Annotated in this window: 14 protein-coding genes; 9 read left to right on the top strand and 5 right to left on the bottom strand. The window is 61.6% G+C overall.

The window, feature by feature from the left end:
* Positions 1-52 precede the first annotated feature (52 nt).
* The 3 genes from PQR62_RS21980 to PQR62_RS21970 are packed head-to-tail and all read left to right on the top strand — an operon-like array spanning position 53 to position 2,398.
* Positions 53-769, top strand: a complete 717-nt coding sequence (locus PQR62_RS21980; protein WP_408160183.1) for a YggS family pyridoxal phosphate-dependent enzyme — start codon at positions 53-55, stop codon at positions 767-769.
* A gap of 55 nt (positions 770-824) precedes the next feature.
* On the top strand, positions 825-1,643 hold the full coding sequence (gene proC / locus PQR62_RS21975) for a pyrroline-5-carboxylate reductase (RefSeq protein ID WP_408160182.1): 819 nt from the start codon (positions 825-827) through the stop codon (positions 1,641-1,643).
* Between the two features lie 14 nt (positions 1,644-1,657).
* The gene (locus PQR62_RS21970; protein ID WP_408160181.1) at positions 1,658-2,398 is read left to right on the top strand and encodes a peptidoglycan DD-metalloendopeptidase family protein; all 741 of its coding nucleotides are present in this window, start codon (positions 1,658-1,660) and stop codon (positions 2,396-2,398) included.
* A gap of 149 nt (positions 2,399-2,547) precedes the next feature.
* Here the strand turns inward: PQR62_RS21970 and ubiA are convergent, their stop codons facing one another.
* Positions 2,548-3,402, bottom strand: coding sequence for a 4-hydroxybenzoate octaprenyltransferase (gene ubiA / locus PQR62_RS21965; RefSeq protein ID WP_408160180.1), 855 nt, complete (start codon positions 3,400-3,402; stop codon positions 2,548-2,550).
* 292 nt (positions 3,403-3,694) lie between these two features.
* Here ubiA and ugpB point away from each other — a divergent pair, with 292 nt between their 5' ends.
* The 4 genes from ugpB to PQR62_RS21945 all read left to right on the top strand — a co-directional run bounded on the left by ugpB (position 3,695) and on the right by PQR62_RS21945 (position 8,163).
* Entirely contained in the window at positions 3,695-5,008 is a 1,314-nt protein-coding gene (ugpB, locus tag PQR62_RS21960) for a sn-glycerol-3-phosphate ABC transporter substrate-binding protein UgpB (protein ID WP_408160179.1), read from the top strand.
* A 200-nt stretch (positions 5,009-5,208) separates the two neighbouring features.
* Positions 5,209-6,093, top strand: a complete 885-nt coding sequence (ugpA, locus tag PQR62_RS21955; protein WP_408160178.1) for a sn-glycerol-3-phosphate ABC transporter permease UgpA — start codon at positions 5,209-5,211, stop codon at positions 6,091-6,093.
* A 43-nt stretch (positions 6,094-6,136) separates the two neighbouring features.
* Positions 6,137-6,988, top strand: a complete 852-nt coding sequence (gene ugpE, locus PQR62_RS21950) for a sn-glycerol-3-phosphate ABC transporter permease UgpE (protein WP_408160177.1) — start codon at positions 6,137-6,139, stop codon at positions 6,986-6,988.
* Positions 6,989-7,068: 80 nt separating this feature from the next.
* Entirely contained in the window at positions 7,069-8,163 is a 1,095-nt protein-coding gene (locus PQR62_RS21945; protein WP_408160176.1) for a sn-glycerol-3-phosphate import ATP-binding protein UgpC, read from the top strand.
* A 61-nt stretch (positions 8,164-8,224) separates the two neighbouring features.
* Here the strand turns inward: PQR62_RS21945 and PQR62_RS21940 are convergent, their stop codons facing one another.
* Positions 8,225-8,689: a RidA family protein gene (locus PQR62_RS21940; protein ID WP_408160175.1), complete on the bottom strand. Its 465-nt coding sequence runs from the start codon at positions 8,687-8,689 to the stop codon at positions 8,225-8,227.
* A gap of 173 nt (positions 8,690-8,862) precedes the next feature.
* Between PQR62_RS21940 and gcvA the strand changes: the two genes are divergently transcribed.
* A complete protein-coding gene (gene gcvA / locus PQR62_RS21935) occupies positions 8,863-9,810 on the top strand; it encodes a transcriptional regulator GcvA (RefSeq protein ID WP_408160174.1) in 948 nt (315 codons plus the stop codon).
* Between the two features lie 143 nt (positions 9,811-9,953).
* On the opposite strand, the gene PQR62_RS21930 is transcribed toward gcvA, so the two are convergent.
* The 3 genes from PQR62_RS21930 to recG all read right to left on the bottom strand — a co-directional run bounded on the left by PQR62_RS21930 (position 9,954) and on the right by recG (position 15,208).
* Positions 9,954-10,901, bottom strand: coding sequence for a LysR substrate-binding domain-containing protein (locus PQR62_RS21930; RefSeq protein WP_408160173.1), 948 nt, complete (start codon positions 10,899-10,901; stop codon positions 9,954-9,956).
* A 35-nt stretch (positions 10,902-10,936) separates the two neighbouring features.
* Positions 10,937-12,874: a DUF4153 domain-containing protein gene (locus tag PQR62_RS21925; RefSeq protein WP_408160172.1), complete on the bottom strand. Its 1,938-nt coding sequence runs from the start codon at positions 12,872-12,874 to the stop codon at positions 10,937-10,939.
* 129 nt (positions 12,875-13,003) lie between these two features.
* The gene (recG, locus tag PQR62_RS21920) at positions 13,004-15,208 is read right to left on the bottom strand and encodes an ATP-dependent DNA helicase RecG (RefSeq protein WP_408160171.1); all 2,205 of its coding nucleotides are present in this window, start codon (positions 15,206-15,208) and stop codon (positions 13,004-13,006) included.
* Between the two features lie 253 nt (positions 15,209-15,461).
* Between recG and queA the strand changes: the two genes are divergently transcribed.
* On the top strand, positions 15,462-16,478 hold the full coding sequence (gene queA, locus PQR62_RS21915) for a tRNA preQ1(34) S-adenosylmethionine ribosyltransferase-isomerase QueA (RefSeq protein WP_408160170.1): 1,017 nt from the start codon (positions 15,462-15,464) through the stop codon (positions 16,476-16,478).
* The last annotated feature ends 9 nt before the right edge of the window (positions 16,479-16,487 follow it).

Raw genomic sequence — 16,487 nt, 5'->3', positions numbered from 1 at the left:
TCAACACATTCTTTTATTCCCCAGCAGTTTTGCCTCTCCCGGCTTTCGGATTATGTTCTCAATCGCAGAAAAGTTGCAACAAGTACAAGCCCAGATCGCAGCCGCAGCCTTGGCCGCAGCTCGTCTGCCGCAAGAAGTCCGTCTGCTGGCAGTGTCCAAGACCTTCGGCCCGGATGCCGTGCTGGAGGCGGCGCACGCCGGGCAGCGCGCCTTCGGTGAAAATTATTTACAGGAAGCGCTGGACAAGATGCAGGCGTTGCAGCAACGCGATGCTGCCGTGGCGGCCGGGCTGGAATGGCATTTCATCGGTCCCATCCAGAGCAACAAGACGCGGCCGATTGCCGCGCATTTCGACTGGGTGCATTCGGTGGAGCGCGAAAAGATCGCGCAGCGGCTGTCGGAACAGCGGCCGCAGGAACTGCCGCCGCTGAACATCTGTCTGCAGGTAAACATCAGCGGCGAAGCCAGCAAGAGCGGACTGGCGCCGCATGAAGTGGCGACGGCGGCGCAAGCGGTGGCGCAGTTGCCGCGTTTGCGCTTGCGCGGGCTGATGGCGATCCCGGAGCCCACCGCTGATCCGCAGTTGCAGCGGGCCGCCTTTGGCCGCGTGCGCGCATTGTTTGACGAATTGAAGCAGCAAGGTCTGGCGCTGGATACGCTGTCGATGGGCATGTCGGCCGACATGCCGGCGGCCATCGCCGAAGGCGCGAGCATCGTGCGCATCGGCAGCGCGATCTTCGGCGCACGGGATTATTCATCGGCACATTGACATACCGATTTTGGAATCTGGCATACACACTTAAATTCCTAAGCAAGGAGTCGAATTGAAAATTGCATTTATTGGCGGCGGCAACATGGCGACCGCATTGGTCGGCGGTCTGGCGGGCAAGGTCACCGAACGCGGCGCGAATATTCACGTGGTCGACGTCAATCCCGATTCGCTGCAAAAGCTGCAGCAGCAATTCGGCGTCACCACTGCGACCGAGTTCACCGCCAGGCTGTCGCAGTGCGACGTCATCGTGCTGGCCATCAAGCCGCAGCAGGCGCGCGAAGCGGTGGCGGCGTTGCAGCCCTTCATCGGCGCGCATCAACTGATTCTGAGCATCGTTGCCGGCATCCGCATCGCCGATCTGTCGCGCTGGCTGGACGGTCATGAAGCCATCGTGCGTTCGATGCCGAACACGCCGGCGCTGATCGGCAAGGGCATCTCCGGCGTCAGCGCCAGCGACAAGGTCTCGACGCTGCAACGCGCGCAGGCCGATTCGATTCTGCGTGCGGTCGGTTCCACCGTGTGGGTCGACAGCGAAGACAAGATCGACGCCGTGACCGCGGTGTCGGGCAGCGGCCCGGCCTATGTGTTTTATTTCCTGGAAGCGATGGAGCAGGCGGCCCTGGAAATGGGGCTGAGTTCGGACGAAGGCATGGAGCTGGCCAAGGCCACCTTCGCCGGCGCCACCGAACTGGCGCAACGTTCCGACGAACCGGTTTCGTTGCTGCGCGAGCGCGTCACCTCCAAGGGCGGCACCACCTATGCGGCGCTGGTCAGTCTGGAGCAAAGCGGCGTCAAGGCCGCCATCGTGACGGCGCTGAAAGCCGCCGCCGCGCGCGGCAAGGAACTGGGCGACGAGTTCGGCAAGGACTGATGGACAGGGCCGACTTGCTTCCCCTCTTTGCAGACGGCCGGCCACGCCGGCTGATTTCGTCGGCCTTGCTGACGGTCGCGGCGGCGTGCGTCCTGACGCTGGCCGGTTGCGCATCCACCGCCGACAGCGAAGGCTATTACACGGTTCAGCGCGGCGATACGCTGTACAGCATCGGCCGTGATTTCGATCAGAGTCCGGGCGATCTGCGCGCCTGGAATCGTCTCTCCAATCCCAATGATCTTGAAGTCGGCCAGCGCATTCGCGTGCGGCCGCCGGTGGGCGTCGCTGCGCGCACTGCGCCGACGCGCAGCGCCAAGCCGGCAGCGGCTGCCAGACCCGCCGCCAAACCGGCGTCCAAGGAAAAGGAAGAAGCGCCGCTGGCCGCCGACGAAAAGCTGGACTGGATCTGGCCGACGCCAGGCAAATCGGCGCCCAGCGCCGACAGCTACAAGAAGGGCATCGACATCGCCGGCAGCAGCGGGCAGTCAGTGCTGGCTTCGGCTGCGGGCAAGGTGACTTACGCCGGACGCGGCATTCGCGGCTACGGCAACATGGTGATCCTGAAGCACACGCCGACGCTGTTGTCGGTCTATGCGCACAACAAGACGATACTGGTGAAGGAAGGTCAGACCGTCACGCGCGGTCAGCAGATCGCCGAGATGGGCGATACCGACAGCGACAAGGTCAAGCTGTACTTCGAGATTCGCCGCAACGGCAAACCAGTCAATCCCATGGGCTTGCTGCCGCCGCGCTGATGCGGTTCTTGCAAAGCGAAGCGCTGGATGCATGAGCGACTGGCGGTACAAAAGAAAAGGGCGGCGCCGGTAAAGCTGCCGCCCTTCAACTACCTCAGCAAGAGATCGTCAAGGCCTCGCCAACGCATCACCAGCGCATCACCAGCGCATCACCGGAATGCGTAATCCAGCGCCACGCCGGCGAAGATGACTGCGCCCAGCCAGTTGTTGTTGGTGAAGGCGGCCAGACAGCGCATGCGGTCGCGGTCGCGGATCAGGGTGTAGTGATACAGCGCGAAGCCGCAGGCCACCAGAATCGATGCAGTGAACCAGCCGCGCAGGCCATACTGCCAGCCGACCGCCCAGAACAGACTCAGCGCCACCGCGTAGCACAGCATTACCGCGAGTACGTCGTAGCGGCCGAAGGTAATGGCGGAGGTCTTGATGCCTATCTTCAGATCGTCGTCGCGGTCCACCATCGCGTATTCGGTGTCGTAAGCCACCGCCCAGAACACATTTCCGATCAGCATCACCCAGGCTGCCAGCGGCACTTCGTTGGTGAGCGAGGCGAAGGCCATGGGAATGCCGAAACCGAAGGCGATGCCCAGATAGGCTTGCGGGATCGCGAAGAAACGCTTGAAGTAGGGATAGGTGCCGGCGATGATCACGGCCGCCACCGACATCTGCTTCGTCAACCCGTTGAGCGGCAGGATCAGCAGGAAGGACACCAGCGCCAGCACCCCCGCCACCATCAGCGCTTCCCATGACTTGATCTTGCCGGCCGTCAGCGGACGCTGTTCGGTGCGCTTCACATGCTTGTCGAAATCGCGGTCGGCGTAGTCGTTGATGGCGCAGCCGGCAGAGCGCATCAGCACCGTGCCGATCACATAGATGGCGACCACGCCCCAGTCCGGCCGGCCGGCCGAGGCCAGCCACAGCGCAATCATGGTCGGCCACAGCAAGAGCAGAATGCCGATGGGTTTGTGTGCGCGCACCAGCAGCGCGTAAAGCTTGAGCCTGTTCATGCCGGATCCGAAAATCGAAAAGCCGCATTATAAATCTTGCATGCCGGGCTCGCTGCGGGCCGCGATCTGTGGCGGCCTGCTCGTCTGCAGCGCAGTTGACTGACACCTGCCTTGCGCCATGCTTGCAACGCGCTGACAAGCGTTGTCATAAGCACCATGTTCGTTTGCCGCGTGCTTTTTTTCTGCTGCAAAGCAGTACGTATTTCCTTTGCCAGTGCCGTGAATCATCGTTAATGTAACGCCGCTGTCATACATAGTTGTTAGGATCGAGACCCCTTTTTTGGAGTGCCTGATGAAACTGGATATCAAGAAACTGGTCGCGAGCGGTGTGCTGGCGACGATCGCATCTTCTGCGTTTGCCGCTACCGAAATTTCATGGTGGCATTCCATGACCGGCGCGCTCGGCGAACGCGTCAACGCACTGGCCGACGAGTTCAACAAGAGCCAGTCCGACTATAAAGTGACACCGGTCTACAAGGGCACTTACGACGAATCCATGGCCGCCGCGATCGCCGCCTACCGCGCCGGCAATGCGCCGGACATTCTGCAGGTGTTCGAAGTCGGCACCGCCACCATGATCTACGCCAAGGGCGCGGTCAAGCCGGTGTATGAAGTGATGAAGCTGGGCGGCGAGAAGTTCGACTCCAACGCCTACGTGCCCGCCGTTGCCGGTTACTACTCGACCGACAAGGGCATGATGTCCTTCCCGTTCAACAGCTCCACCACCACCATGTTCTACAACAAGGACATGTTCGCCAAGGCCGGTCTGGATCCTGAGAAGCCGCCTGTCACATGGCAGGAACTGGTGGTCATGGCCGCCAAGCTGAAAGCCAGCGGCGCTGCATGTGCATACACGACGACCTGGCAATCCTGGGTGCATTTGGAATCGTTTTCAACCTGGCACAACGTTGAGCTGGCGTCCAAGAACAACGGCTTCGGCGGCCTCGATGCGCGCCTGAAGATGAACAGCCCGCTGCACGTGCGCCATATCCAGAATCTGGCGAACTGGGCCAAGCAAGGTTACTTCACCTACGCCGGCCGCAAGGATGAGGCCAACGCCAAGTTCAACGCCGGCGAGTGCGCGATCATCACGGGCTCGTCTTCCGCCTATGCGGATATCCGCAAGAACGCCAAGTTCAAGTTCGGCGTGGCCGCGCTGCCTTACTACAACGACGTGCCGGGCGCACCGCAGAACACCGTGATCGGCGGCGCTTCGCTGTGGGTCATGAACGGCAAGAAGAACGAGGAGTACAAGGGCGTGGCCAAGTTCTTCGGCTTCCTCTCCAAGCCTGAAGTCGCCGCCAAGTGGCACCAGGAAACCGGTTATCTGCCGGTCACCAAGGCGGCCTATGAAATGACCAAGGCCTCCGGGTTCTACGACCGCAATCCTGGCACCGATGTCGCGGTCAAGCAGATGATCGTCAAGACCACCGAGAAGTCGCGCGGCCTGCGTCTGGGCAACTATGCGCAGATCCGCACCGTGTTCGACGAAGAACTGGAAAACGTCTGGACCGGCAAGAAGACGCCGCAGGATGCGCTGGACAGCGCAGTCAAGCGCGGCGACGACTTGCTGACGCGTTTCGAACGCGCCAACAAGGGCCAGTAAGGCATGCAAGGCCGGCCCGCGCATTCGGCGGGCCGGCTTTTCCGTTTCTGTTTCATGCCAGCGATGGCAGCGGGCGATCTGCATCTGATCGCTTGAGTCAGCTTTCTGCATCAGGCGCACTCCTCGTCCGCATTTAATTTAGCGACGCTGGCCGGCCTGATTCTTTCTGTATTTTCTTCCCACCTGATTGCCGGCCTATCGTGGAAAAACGCGCACGCTTCAAGTCTAAGTACCTTCCCTATCTGCTGGTTGCGCCGCAGATCGCGGTTACTTTGCTGTTCTTTTTCTGGCCGGCCCTGCAGGCGCTGTATCAATCGGTGCTGCTGCAGGATGCTTTCGGCGGCTATTCGGAATTCGTCTGGTTCGACAATTTCAGCGCGCTGTTCGGCGATCCGACGTATCTGCAGGCATTCCAGACCACCGGCCTGTTTTCGCTGCTGGTGGCATTTTTCGGCATGACGCTGTCATTGCTGCTGGCGGTCTTCGCCGACCGCGTGGTGAAGGGCGCCGCCATCTACAAGACCTTGCTGATCTGGCCGTATGCGGTGTCGCCGGTGGTGGTCGGCGTGCTGTGGATGTTCCTGCTAAGCCCTTCGCTGGGCGTGCTGTCGCATGTGCTGGGCAAACTCGGCATCCAGTGGGATTACATGATCAACGGCAATCACGCGATGATCCTGATCGTGATCGCCGCCGTGTGGAAGCAGATCAGCTACAACTTCCTGTTTTTCCTGGCCGGGCTGCAATCGATTCCGAAGTCCTTGATCGAAGCCGCAGCGATCGACGGCGCCGGTCCGGTCAAGCGTTTCTTTACCATCGTGTTCCCTTTGATTTCGCCGACCACTTTCTTTCTGCTGGTGGTCAACGTGGTCTACGCCTTCTTCGACACCTTTGCGATTGTCGAGGCCACCACCCATGGCGGCCCCGGCAAGGACACCGAGATTCTGGTCTACAAGGTCTTCAGCGACGGCTTCAAGGGCGGCGATCTGGGCAGCGCTGCGGCGCAGTCGGTGGTGCTGATGGCGGTGGTCATCCTGCTGACGGTGGTGCAGTTCAAGTACGTTGAAAAGAAAGTGCAATACGCATGAGCGCGAATAGGAACATGAGCATGAACAAGCAGAGAGTCTCCCCATGATAGAGCGCCGCCCCATCCTCGATGCCGTCAGCCATCTGGTGCTGATTCTCGGCGCACTGGCGGTGGTGTTCCCGCTTTACGTGGCGTTCGTCGCCAGCACCCAGACCGCCGAGCAATCCGCCATGTCGCCGCTGTCGCTGTTGCCAGGCAGCGAGATGCTGAACAATTACAGCACGGTGCTGTTTCAGGGCGCCTCCGGCCAGGTCAGCGCGCCGCCGGTGCTCAACATGCTGTGGGTCAGTCTGATGACGGCGCTGATCATCGCCGTCGGCAAGATTTCCATCTCCATGCTGTCGGCGTTTGCCATCGTGTATTTCCGGTTTCCCGGGCGCAACCTGTTTTTCTGGATGATCTTCGTCACGCTGATGCTGCCGGTGGAAGTGCGCATCACGCCGACCTATCAGGTGGTGTCGGACTTCGGCATGCTCAACAGCTATGCCGGGCTGACGGTGCCGCTGATCGCATCGGCCACCGCGACCTTCCTGTTTCGCCAGTTCTTCCTGACCGTGCCCGATGAACTGGCCGAGGCCGCACGCATCGACGGCGCCGGTCCGCTGCGTTTCCTCAAGGACGTGCTGTGGCCGCTGTCGCGCACCAATGTGATTGCGCTGTTCGTGATCATGTTCATCTACGGCTGGAATCAATATCTGTGGCCGCTGATGATCGCCACGCAGCAGAATATGTATCCGGTCGGCATCGGCATCAAGACGCTGATTTCAGGCGGCGACTCGGCGGTGGAATGGAATATGGTGATGGCCACCATGATCCTGGCGATGCTGCCGCCGGGGCTGATCGTGGTGGTGATGCAGAAATGGTTCGTCAAGGGTTTGGTGGATTCGGAGAAGTAAGCGCCGGCTTGCTTCAGGACATGCATGCCGCGCCTTTACCCGGCGCGCAAATTAATACGAGTAAGGTCGAGAGTTCTCATATGGCGAGCATTCAGTTAAAGCAGGTGCGCAAGACTTACGGCAAGGGCGCCAAGGCGGTCGATGTCATTCACGGCATCGACGCCGATATCGCCGACGGCGAATTCATCGTGATGGTCGGGCCTTCCGGTTGCGGCAAGTCGACCTTGTTGCGGATGGTGGCCGGGCTGGAAGAAATCAGCGGCGGCGAGGTCGTGATCGGCGAGCGTGTGGTCAACGAGCTGGAACCCAAGGAGCGCGACATCGCCATGGTGTTCCAGAACTATGCGCTGTATCCGCACATGACGGTGTATGAAAACATGGCTTACGGCCTGAAGATTCAGGGCCTGCCGAAAGCCGAGATCGAAGCGCGCGTGCAGCGCGCCGCCGGCATTCTTGAATTGCAGGCGCTGCTGGATCGTACCCCGCGTCAGTTGTCCGGCGGCCAGCGCCAGCGCGTGGCGATGGGGCGCGCCATCGTGCGCAAGCCGGCGGTGTTTCTGTTCGACGAGCCGCTGTCGAATCTGGATGCCAAACTGCGCGTGCAGATGCGTCTGGAAATCCAGAAGCTGCACGCCAGTCTGCGCACCACCAGCTTGTACGTGACGCACGATCAGGTCGAGGCCATGACCCTGGGCCAGCGCATGATCGTGATGAACAAGGGCGTGGCCGAGCAGATCGGCACGCCGGCGGAAGTGTATGCGCGGCCGGCGACGACCTTCGTGGCCGGCTTTATCGGCTCGCCGCCGATGAATCTCTTGCGCGGTCGTCTGGCGGCCGACGGACGACGCTTCTTGCTGGACGGCGCAAGCGCCGAAGACAGCGGCGTGGTCGAACTGGCCCATGCGCCGACGGCGAATGCAGAGGGGCAGGGCGAGCGCGTACTGGGGATTCGTCCCGAGCATCTGCATATCGGCGGCAGCGGCATCATGCTCGACGTGGAGCTGGTCGAAGCGCTGGGCGCCGAGTTGCTGGTGCATGCGCGCTGCGGCACGCAGATGCTGGTGCTGCGCTGCGCCGCCGGCCTTGAGGTGCAAAGCGGTCAGCGTATCAGCGCCGGCTTCGACGCGGGCGCGGTGCACTGGTTCGATGCACAGACGACGCGTCGTATTGCCTGAGCCTTGCAATCCGGCGGGCGCCGATGATCGGATGCACTCAGATCATCGGCGGCGCCGCGTTTTACTCCTCCAGCGTCGCCACAATATCCAGCTCCAGACAGGCATTGCGCGGCAACTGCGCAACGCCGACGCTGGTGCGCGCATGGCGGCCCAATTCCGGCCCGAACAATTCATAGATCAGGTCTGAAGCACCGTCGGCCACTGCGCTGTGCTCGCTGAAATCCTCGCTGCAATTCACATACATAGTCAGTTTGACGATCTGGCGCACCCGCCGCAGATCGCCCGCCGTGTCGCGCAAGGCCGCCAGTGCACGCAGCAATGCCGCACGCGCCGCGCCTTGTGCTTCGGCGATGCTCACTTCCTTCCCCAGTTTGCCGGAGACCAGCACGCGGTCGCCGTCGCGCGGCAATTGCCCGCTGATCCAGACCACGTCGCGATGCATGACGCCGGCGGCATAGTTGGCGCCGGGCGCGGCCGCAGCGGGCAGGGTGATCGAGAGATCGATCAGTCTTTGTTCCAGGTTCATTGATGCTTTCAAGAAAGGGAAATGGGCTCAGGTGTTGTAGTTTTGTCGGATCTCATTGATGCGAGAAGGAATTATCGAAAAGACAATAGTTTGATTTCTATTTATGGTAAATTTTGCAATGTTTTAATGCAAACCATCTTTTCTCGGCCTGGCCCCAATTTTTCTCATACGGTATGAAAGCGCGTAAATTGCCCTCTCTTAACGCGCTGCGCGCCTTTGAAGCCTCAGCACGTCTGCGCAGCTTCACGCAGGCCGCGCAAGAGCTGTGCGTGACGCAGGGCGCGGTCAGCCATCAGGTCAAGGCGCTGGAAGAATCGATAGGCCTGCCGCTGTTCGAGCGCCTCGCCAATCAATTGCGGCTGACGCCGGCCGGCGCTTCGTACATGAAAGTGGTCGCCGACGCTTTTGACCGCATCGAGATCGGCACCCGCCATCTGCACGAGCAGCGTACGCGCAAGCGTCTGGCCGTGTCGACTTCGCCCAATTTTGCCGCCAAGTGGCTGGTGCCACGCCTGGGTTCATTTTCTGCGCAACATCCGGATCTGGAGATGCGGGTGGAGCAGCGCGAGCAGCGCGCCAATTTCATCCGCGCCGACATCGATATCGCCATTCGCTACGGTGCGGGCATGTGGCCGGGTCTCGCCAAACATCAGCTGGCGCAGGAGTTTCTCTTGCCGGTGGCGGCGCCGGCGCTGGCTCCGGCTCCGGCTCCGGCTTCAGCCCTCAGCGAAGCGGACAGCGTCGCCGGTATCTTGCGCCATCCCCTGCTGCATGCAGGCGAGCGCGCGCCCTGGGAAAACTGGCTGGCGCGTTACGGCAGCAGCAGCGATGCGCGCGCGGCCGAGCATGGCGTCTTGTTCAGTCATGACAGCGCTGCGATTGATGCCGCAGTGGCCGGGCAGGGGGTGGCGCTGGCGCGCGCTTCGCTGGCGGTGGAAGATATCCGGCAAGGAAGATTGATCGTGCTGGCGCGCCAGACATTGCCGCTGGCCGAGCACTACTGGATGCTGCACCCGCAGGACAGTGAACTCGATGAAAACAGTCTTGCCTTCGCCGACTGGCTGCAGCAATCCTTCACCGCCGACCATCAATTCTGGGCCGGACTCAAGCTGCAGAATTGAGTGTGAGAGCCTGAGAAGCGCCATGCCCGAGTCTGCCCCGGGCGCGGATCAGCAGTCCGCGCAATGCTGCGCAGACCAGTCAATCCAGGAGAAATGCAGAGAATCTCGCGGCACGCCGCGGCTGCGCTGTGGCTGAAGAATAATCAGCCAGCCAATGTTTCCGTAGCGTTCAGCATGTCGACGCCTTGCAAATTGCAGGCCAATACGGCTTGATGGATGGTGTCGATGGCGGCCTGACGGGTGAAGCTCTTGCGCCAGGCGATCACCACGCGGCGCGAAGGCGCCGGCGCCACGAAGGGAACATAACGCACCATGCCTTCCTTGGCGTTCATGTCGGGAATGGACGCCTTGGGCAGCACGGTGACGCCGATGCCGGACGACACCATATGGCGTATGGTTTCCAGCGAGGAGCCTTCGAAAGTGCGCGCGATGCCGTCGCCGGTGGTCGAGAAGCGCGACATTTCCGGACACACTTCCAGCACCTGATCGCGGAAACAGTGGCCGTTGCCCAGCAACAGCATGGTTTCGGTCTTCAGATCCTTGGCATCGATTTCCTTTTTGTCCGCCCATTTGTGATGACGCGGCAGCGCCACCACGAATTCCTCGTCGTACAGCGGCAGCACGTTCAGACCATGTTCCGGGAACGGCAGCGCCATGATCGCCGCATCCAGCTCGCCCTGACGCAACAGCTCGATCAGGCGCGTGGTGAAATTTTCCTGCAGGATCAGCGGCATCTGCGGCACCGTATCGATCATGGTCTTGACCAGGGAGGGCAGCAGATAAGGTCCGATGGTGTAGATGATGCCGAGACGCAAAGGGCCCGACAGCGGGTCCTTGTTCTGATTGGCGATTTCCTTGATGGCGGCGGTCTGTTCCAGCACACGCTCGGCTTGCGCCACGATTTGCGCGCCCAGCGGCGTGACTGAAACTTCAGTGCCGCCGCGTTCGAAAATCACCACGCCGAGTTCGTCTTCCAGCTTCTTGATCGCGACCGACAGCGTCGGTTGAGCGACAAAGCAGGCTTCGGCGGCATGGCCGAAATGTTTTTCGCGGGCGACGGCGACGATGTATTTGAGTTCTGTGAGTGTCATGCTGGCCTACAAAAGCGGATTTCGATGACTATAGCTTATTTTGCCGCCGCCGGTTTCGGGCACTCGGATACGTCTTCACCCAGCCTTTGCACTGTGACTCGCGCGCCGTTGATGATTGCGTCGCGCTGCGGGGGCGGCTGCCATTGCAAGCTGCCTTCGGCGGCTGCGCGCAGCAATTCCTCACGACATGTCCCGCGTACCGCAAGACGCCCCTGATATTCCCATTGCCCGGTCGATGAGCGCGCCATCAGCGTCGGAGCCGACAAGGTATCCGTCATCAGCAGTTGTTCGGCGGCGCCGGCTTCCGGGCGAATGAAGTAGGCATCACACTGCCTGCCGCGACTGATCAGGCAGGGCGGCAATTGCCAGCGACGTTCCGATGCATTCCAGTCCTGATTGAGAAAGTCATCGGGCAGGCTGCGCTGTTGCGGATGCACACGGATGCCAGCGCGCAGTTCGGCTGCGGTCAGCCTGGTCTGATGGCGATCCGGACTCTCCCAGCGTTGCCGGGTGCGCAATAGTTTTAGCGCTTCGGAGCGAATGCTGTCGCTGCGCGCATCGCCGCTATCCTTGTTCTGCGCCAACGCCAGCAAAGCCTGGCGGCCGAAGCGTGCGCTGTCGAAACGCAGAAAGGTAAAGTCGAAACGGCTGACTTCGGTCGCCGTATTGGCGAGGCGCCGCAGCTGGCTGTTGACGGCGATCCGGGCCGGATCCAGCAGCGGCGAAAACAGGCCGGCCAGGGCCAGCAGAATCAGCAGGCTGGTGGCGATATTGGTGGTGGCGATCAGCCTGAGGTGTTGAGCACGGCGCAAGGCTGCGAGCGCATAGCCGACGGCGTACATGGCGGCGATCAGAATGCAGGTGGCGCCTGCGATGCGACTGACGGACCAGCCGTAATCGGCGACACGCAAGCTCATCGAATAGGCGGCGATGGCAACCAGGGGCAAGGGCAGCAGGCAGGCCAGCGCGCAGCACAGGCGGAGCAGGCGATTGGTGTGCGGTGCCGCTCCGTTGGTTTCGGTGGCACTGAATTTTTGCATCGGGGCCAGTTGCCGGCCATCCTGAAATACCGTATTGATCAGCAGAATCAGCATGGCGGTGGCGCCCAGCAATACATACGAAGCATGGCCGGTGCCCCACAGCGGTTGCAGGCCGGTCGCCACGATGCTGGCGAGAAAGCCGCAGATCACCAGCGTCGCCAGCGGCAGCAGCCAGGACAGCAGGGTCAGCAGCAGACGGCGAATGCCGGCCACGATTTGCGGACGGGCGTCGCTCAGATGCAGGGCGAAGGAAAACGCCAGCGTGGTGACGGGAATATTGAACCAGCTTTTACCCAGCAGTTCGCCGATCTGGCGCAGCCTGATCAGGGAAAACAGCGCCTCGCTGATGTACAGCACGGCCCACATCAGGCCGGTGAACAGCGTGGCAAACAGCAACTGCACCATCAGCTTCCAGGCGAATTCGAAGTAGCTGCCATAACTGGCGATGCGCTTTCTTTCAGCATCGCCGGCCAGCAGCATGGCTTGTGCAATGAACAGTCCGATTGCGCTGAAACCCACCAGCGCCGGGGATGGGAACCGGCGGCCGCCGTCGTCGTTTCCAGGCGCAGCAGCCTGGGCGATATCAGACAACAGGGCGTCGATGTTCAGACTGTTGCGCCAGGCATCGTAGCCGCCCAGCGCCAGTAACAACAGCGCCAGTCCCACGCCCCAGAGCAACAGATTGCGGCGCGACAGATGGCCCGATGCGGTGATCAGCACCGGCGGTAAAAACAGGGCCAGCATGGTCAGCGGCACGAATAGTTGGGGCGACGTGGCGGGCCAGGCTTTTTCGGCCCAGCTGAAGTACAGCAGATACAAGCTCAGACCTTGCAGTAGCCCGAGCAGCACACGCATGCGGCTGGTTTGCAGGCTGACGGCGTTACGCAGTGATTCTGCGGAATCGTGTGAGTCCGGATGGGCAATGCTGGACATCGGTGCTCCGTTTTTAAAAGGTCCGGCTGCCGGCGAGCGGGGCCGCATGTATCAACAGGTGATCGTGGATTTATCAGCGCTATCTTTGCGGTGCCGCTGCATGCGGCCATATCAATGACGTCAACAGCATCACACCCGCAGAAAATCTTCTCGTCCGGCCAGCCAGCGCGCCAGATGGCGATCCACGATTTCAGGTGCGTTATGCAGCAGCATCTGGGCCGCTTCCTGCGCCGGTTCGATCAGCCATTGGTCGGTGGCCAGATCGGCAAAGCGCAGCATGGCTTCACCCGACTGGCGCGCGCCCAAAAATTCGCCGGGGCCGCGGATGTCGAGATCGCGGCGGGCGATTTCAAAGCCGTCGGTGGTTTCGCGCATGGTCATCAGGCGCTGCTTGGCGGTGCCGCCCAGCGGCCCCTGATACAGCAGCAGACAGACGCTGGCGGCGGAGCCGCGCCCGACCCGGCCGCGCAACTGGTGCAATTGCGAAAGGCCGAAACGTTCGGAGTGTTCGATCACCATCAGCGAAGCATTGGGCACGTCGACGCCGACTTCGATCACGGTGGTCGCCACCAGCACATGAATCGCGCCGCGGCTGAAGCCTTCCATCACGATCTGTTTTTCGACCGGCTTGAGCCGGCCGTGCACCAGGCCGATGTTCAGGCCGGGCAGGGCTGCCGACAGCGTGGCATGGGTGTCGGTGGCGGTCTGCAGTTGCAGCGCTTCGGATTCTTCGATCAGCGGGCAGACCCAGTAAATCTGTTTGCCTTCCAGTGCTGCTGCATGCACGCGCTCGATCACTTCCTCGCGCCGGTTCTGATCGATCACACGCGTGACGATGGGCGAGCGGCCGGGCGGCAGCTGGTCGATCACCGACACTTCAAGGTCGGCGTAATAGGTCATCGCCAGCGTGCGTGGAATCGGCGTAGCCGACATCATCAGCTGATGCGGCACCGTTTGTTGCTGCGCCTGAGCGGCGCTGCCGGGCGGCGTTGCCATGCCCGGTTTCAGGCTCTTGTTGCGCAAGGCCAGACGCTGGCCGACGCCGAAGCGATGCTGTTCATCGACGATCACCAGTCCCAGATTGTCGAACTGCACCGTGTCCTGAATCAGCGCGTGGGTGCCAATCACCAGCCGCGCCGCGCCCGACTCTATGTGCGCCAGCGATTCGGTTTTCTCTTTCTTTTTCTGGCTGCCGGAGAGCCAGGCCACGCCGATCTGCAAGGGCTCCATCCAGGCTGCGATCTTGCGGAAATGCTGCTCCGCCAGAATTTCGGTCGGCGCCATCAGCACCGCCTGAAAGCCGCTGTCGATGGCTTGGGCTGCCGCCAGCGCCGCCACCACGGTCTTGCCGCTACCGACGTCGCCTTGCAGCAGGCGCTGCATGGGGAAGGACTGGCGCAGGTCGGAGCGGATTTCTTCCAGCACGCGCTGCTGGGCATCGGTCAGGCTGAACGGCAGCAGTTTGAGCAAGCCTTCGGTCACCGAGCCGGTGACCGGCAAGGCGCGCGCACTCTTGGCGCGGCGCGCTTCCTGCGCGCGCTTGAGCGACAGCTGCTGCGCCAGCAGCTCGTCGAACTTCATGCGGATCCAGGCCGGATGCGATTTTTCCGCCAGCGCATGTTCGTCGACCTGCGGCGGCGGATTGTGCAGCAGGCGCACCGCCTCCTCAAAGTTGTTCAGCTTGAGCGAATTGAGCAGCGAGGCCGGCAGCGTGTCGTGCAGGTCAATACGTGTGAGCGCATTGGCGATGGCCTTGCGCAGATAGGCTTGCGACAAACCTTCGCCGGCCGGGTAGACCGGCGTCAGCGCATCCGGCAGCGGGGCGCCTTCCAGCACCACTTTATATTGAGGGTGGACCATCTCGGCGCCGAAAAAACCGTGGCGCAATTCGCCGCGCACCCGCACGCGCGTGCCTTCGGCCAGTTGCTTGGCCTGGCTGCCGTAGAAATTGAGAAAGCGCATCACCAGCTGGCCGCTGTCGTCGGCCACCGTCACCACCAACTGCCGGCGTGGGCGGTATTGAATATCGCAGGCGCTGACATGGCCTTCCACCTGCACCATCTGCAAACCGCGCAGGCTGGCGTCGTGGATACTCATCACCGTGGTTTCGTCTTCATAGCGCAGCGGCAGATGCAGCACCAGATCCATGTCGGTATGCAGGCCCAGCTTGGCCAGCTTGTTCTCGCTGGTGACGACGCCGCGACTCGCTGCAGGTTTGGCAGGCTTGCTGCGCGCTTTGCCATCCTTGGCGGCCTTAGTGGCCACAGTGGCTTTAGTAGCGTCAGCGGCTGGCGTGTCGGCGTCGGCGGGCGATTTTTTTCTGGTGACGGGCATGCGGGTCTGGTCGAAAACTCTGGAGGGCAAAACGCGGCACAAATTGCTCGGTTGATCGGGGCGGCAAAGCTTGCTTCATACGGCAGCGGCAACGCTGATGCCGGCTTGCTTTGCTGCGCGCCACTGCACGCTATCAGATTATGGATAGGGGTAAACGACGGCGACAGCGTAAAATAGCGGGTTGGGCGCTATTTTACTGTGTTTAATTACAGTAAAACACATGACGGCGCCGCGAATTTCCCTTTTTGCAAGCATGTACTCTCTTTCCGATTTCGATTTCGAACTGCCCCCCGAGCTGATCGCGCAGACGCCGCTGACCGAGCGCAGCGGCTCGCGCCTGTTGCAAGTGGACGGCGCACAGCTGAGCGACCGTCGCTTCAGCGACATTCTTGAACTGCTCAATCCCGGCGATCTGCTGGTCTTCAACGACACCCGTGTGCTCAAGGCGCGCTTCTTCGGCGTCAAGGAAACCGGCGGCAAGATCGAAGCGCTGGTCGAGCGCGTGCTGGATACGCATACCGTGCTGGCACAAGTGCGCGCCTCCAAGTCGCCGCCGGCCGGCACCCGCATCCGTCTGGCCGATGCCTTCGACGTCATCGTCGGCGAACGCGCCGGTGAATTTTTCACGCTGAAGTTTCCCTCCGACGTGTTCGCCTTGCTGGAGCAATACGGCAGTCTGCCCTTGCCTCCCTACATCGATCACGCCGCCGACGCCTACGACGAAACCCGTTATCAGACCGTGTACGCCAAAGAACCGGGCGCGGTTGCTGCGCCTACTGCAGGCCTGCATTTCGATCAGGAACTGCTGGCGCAACTGGCGCAACGCGGCGTACAACAGGCTTTCGTGACGCTGCATGTGGGCGCCGGGACCTTCCAGCCGGTGCGCGTGGAAGACCTGTCCGAACATCAGATGCACAGCGAGTGGTACACCATCTCGCAAGCCACGGTGGATGCGGTGCACGCCACGCGCGCGGCCGGCCACAAAGTGGTGGCGGTCGGCACCACCAGCATGCGCGCGCTGGAGTCCGGTTCGCAATCCGGCCGCCTGCAAGCCGGCAGCGCCGACACCAGACTGTTCATCACGCCCGGGTATACCTTCAAGAGTGTGGATCGCCTGATTACCAATTTCCACCTGCCGAAGTCGACGCTGCTGATGCTGGTGTCCGCCTTTGCCGGTTACGACAACATCCGCGCGGCTTACGCCCATGCGATCCGCCGGCAATACCGTTTCTTCAGCTATGGCGATGCCATGCTGCTGAGCCGTCAGTGATCCAGATTC

The organism is Herbaspirillum lusitanum (assembly GCF_046025995.1).
Lineage (GTDB): Bacteria > Pseudomonadota > Gammaproteobacteria > Burkholderiales > Burkholderiaceae_D > Herbaspirillum > Herbaspirillum lusitanum_A.
The sequence above is the reverse complement of the archived record's forward strand: the minus strand, read 5'-3'. Positions and strand labels throughout refer to the sequence as shown.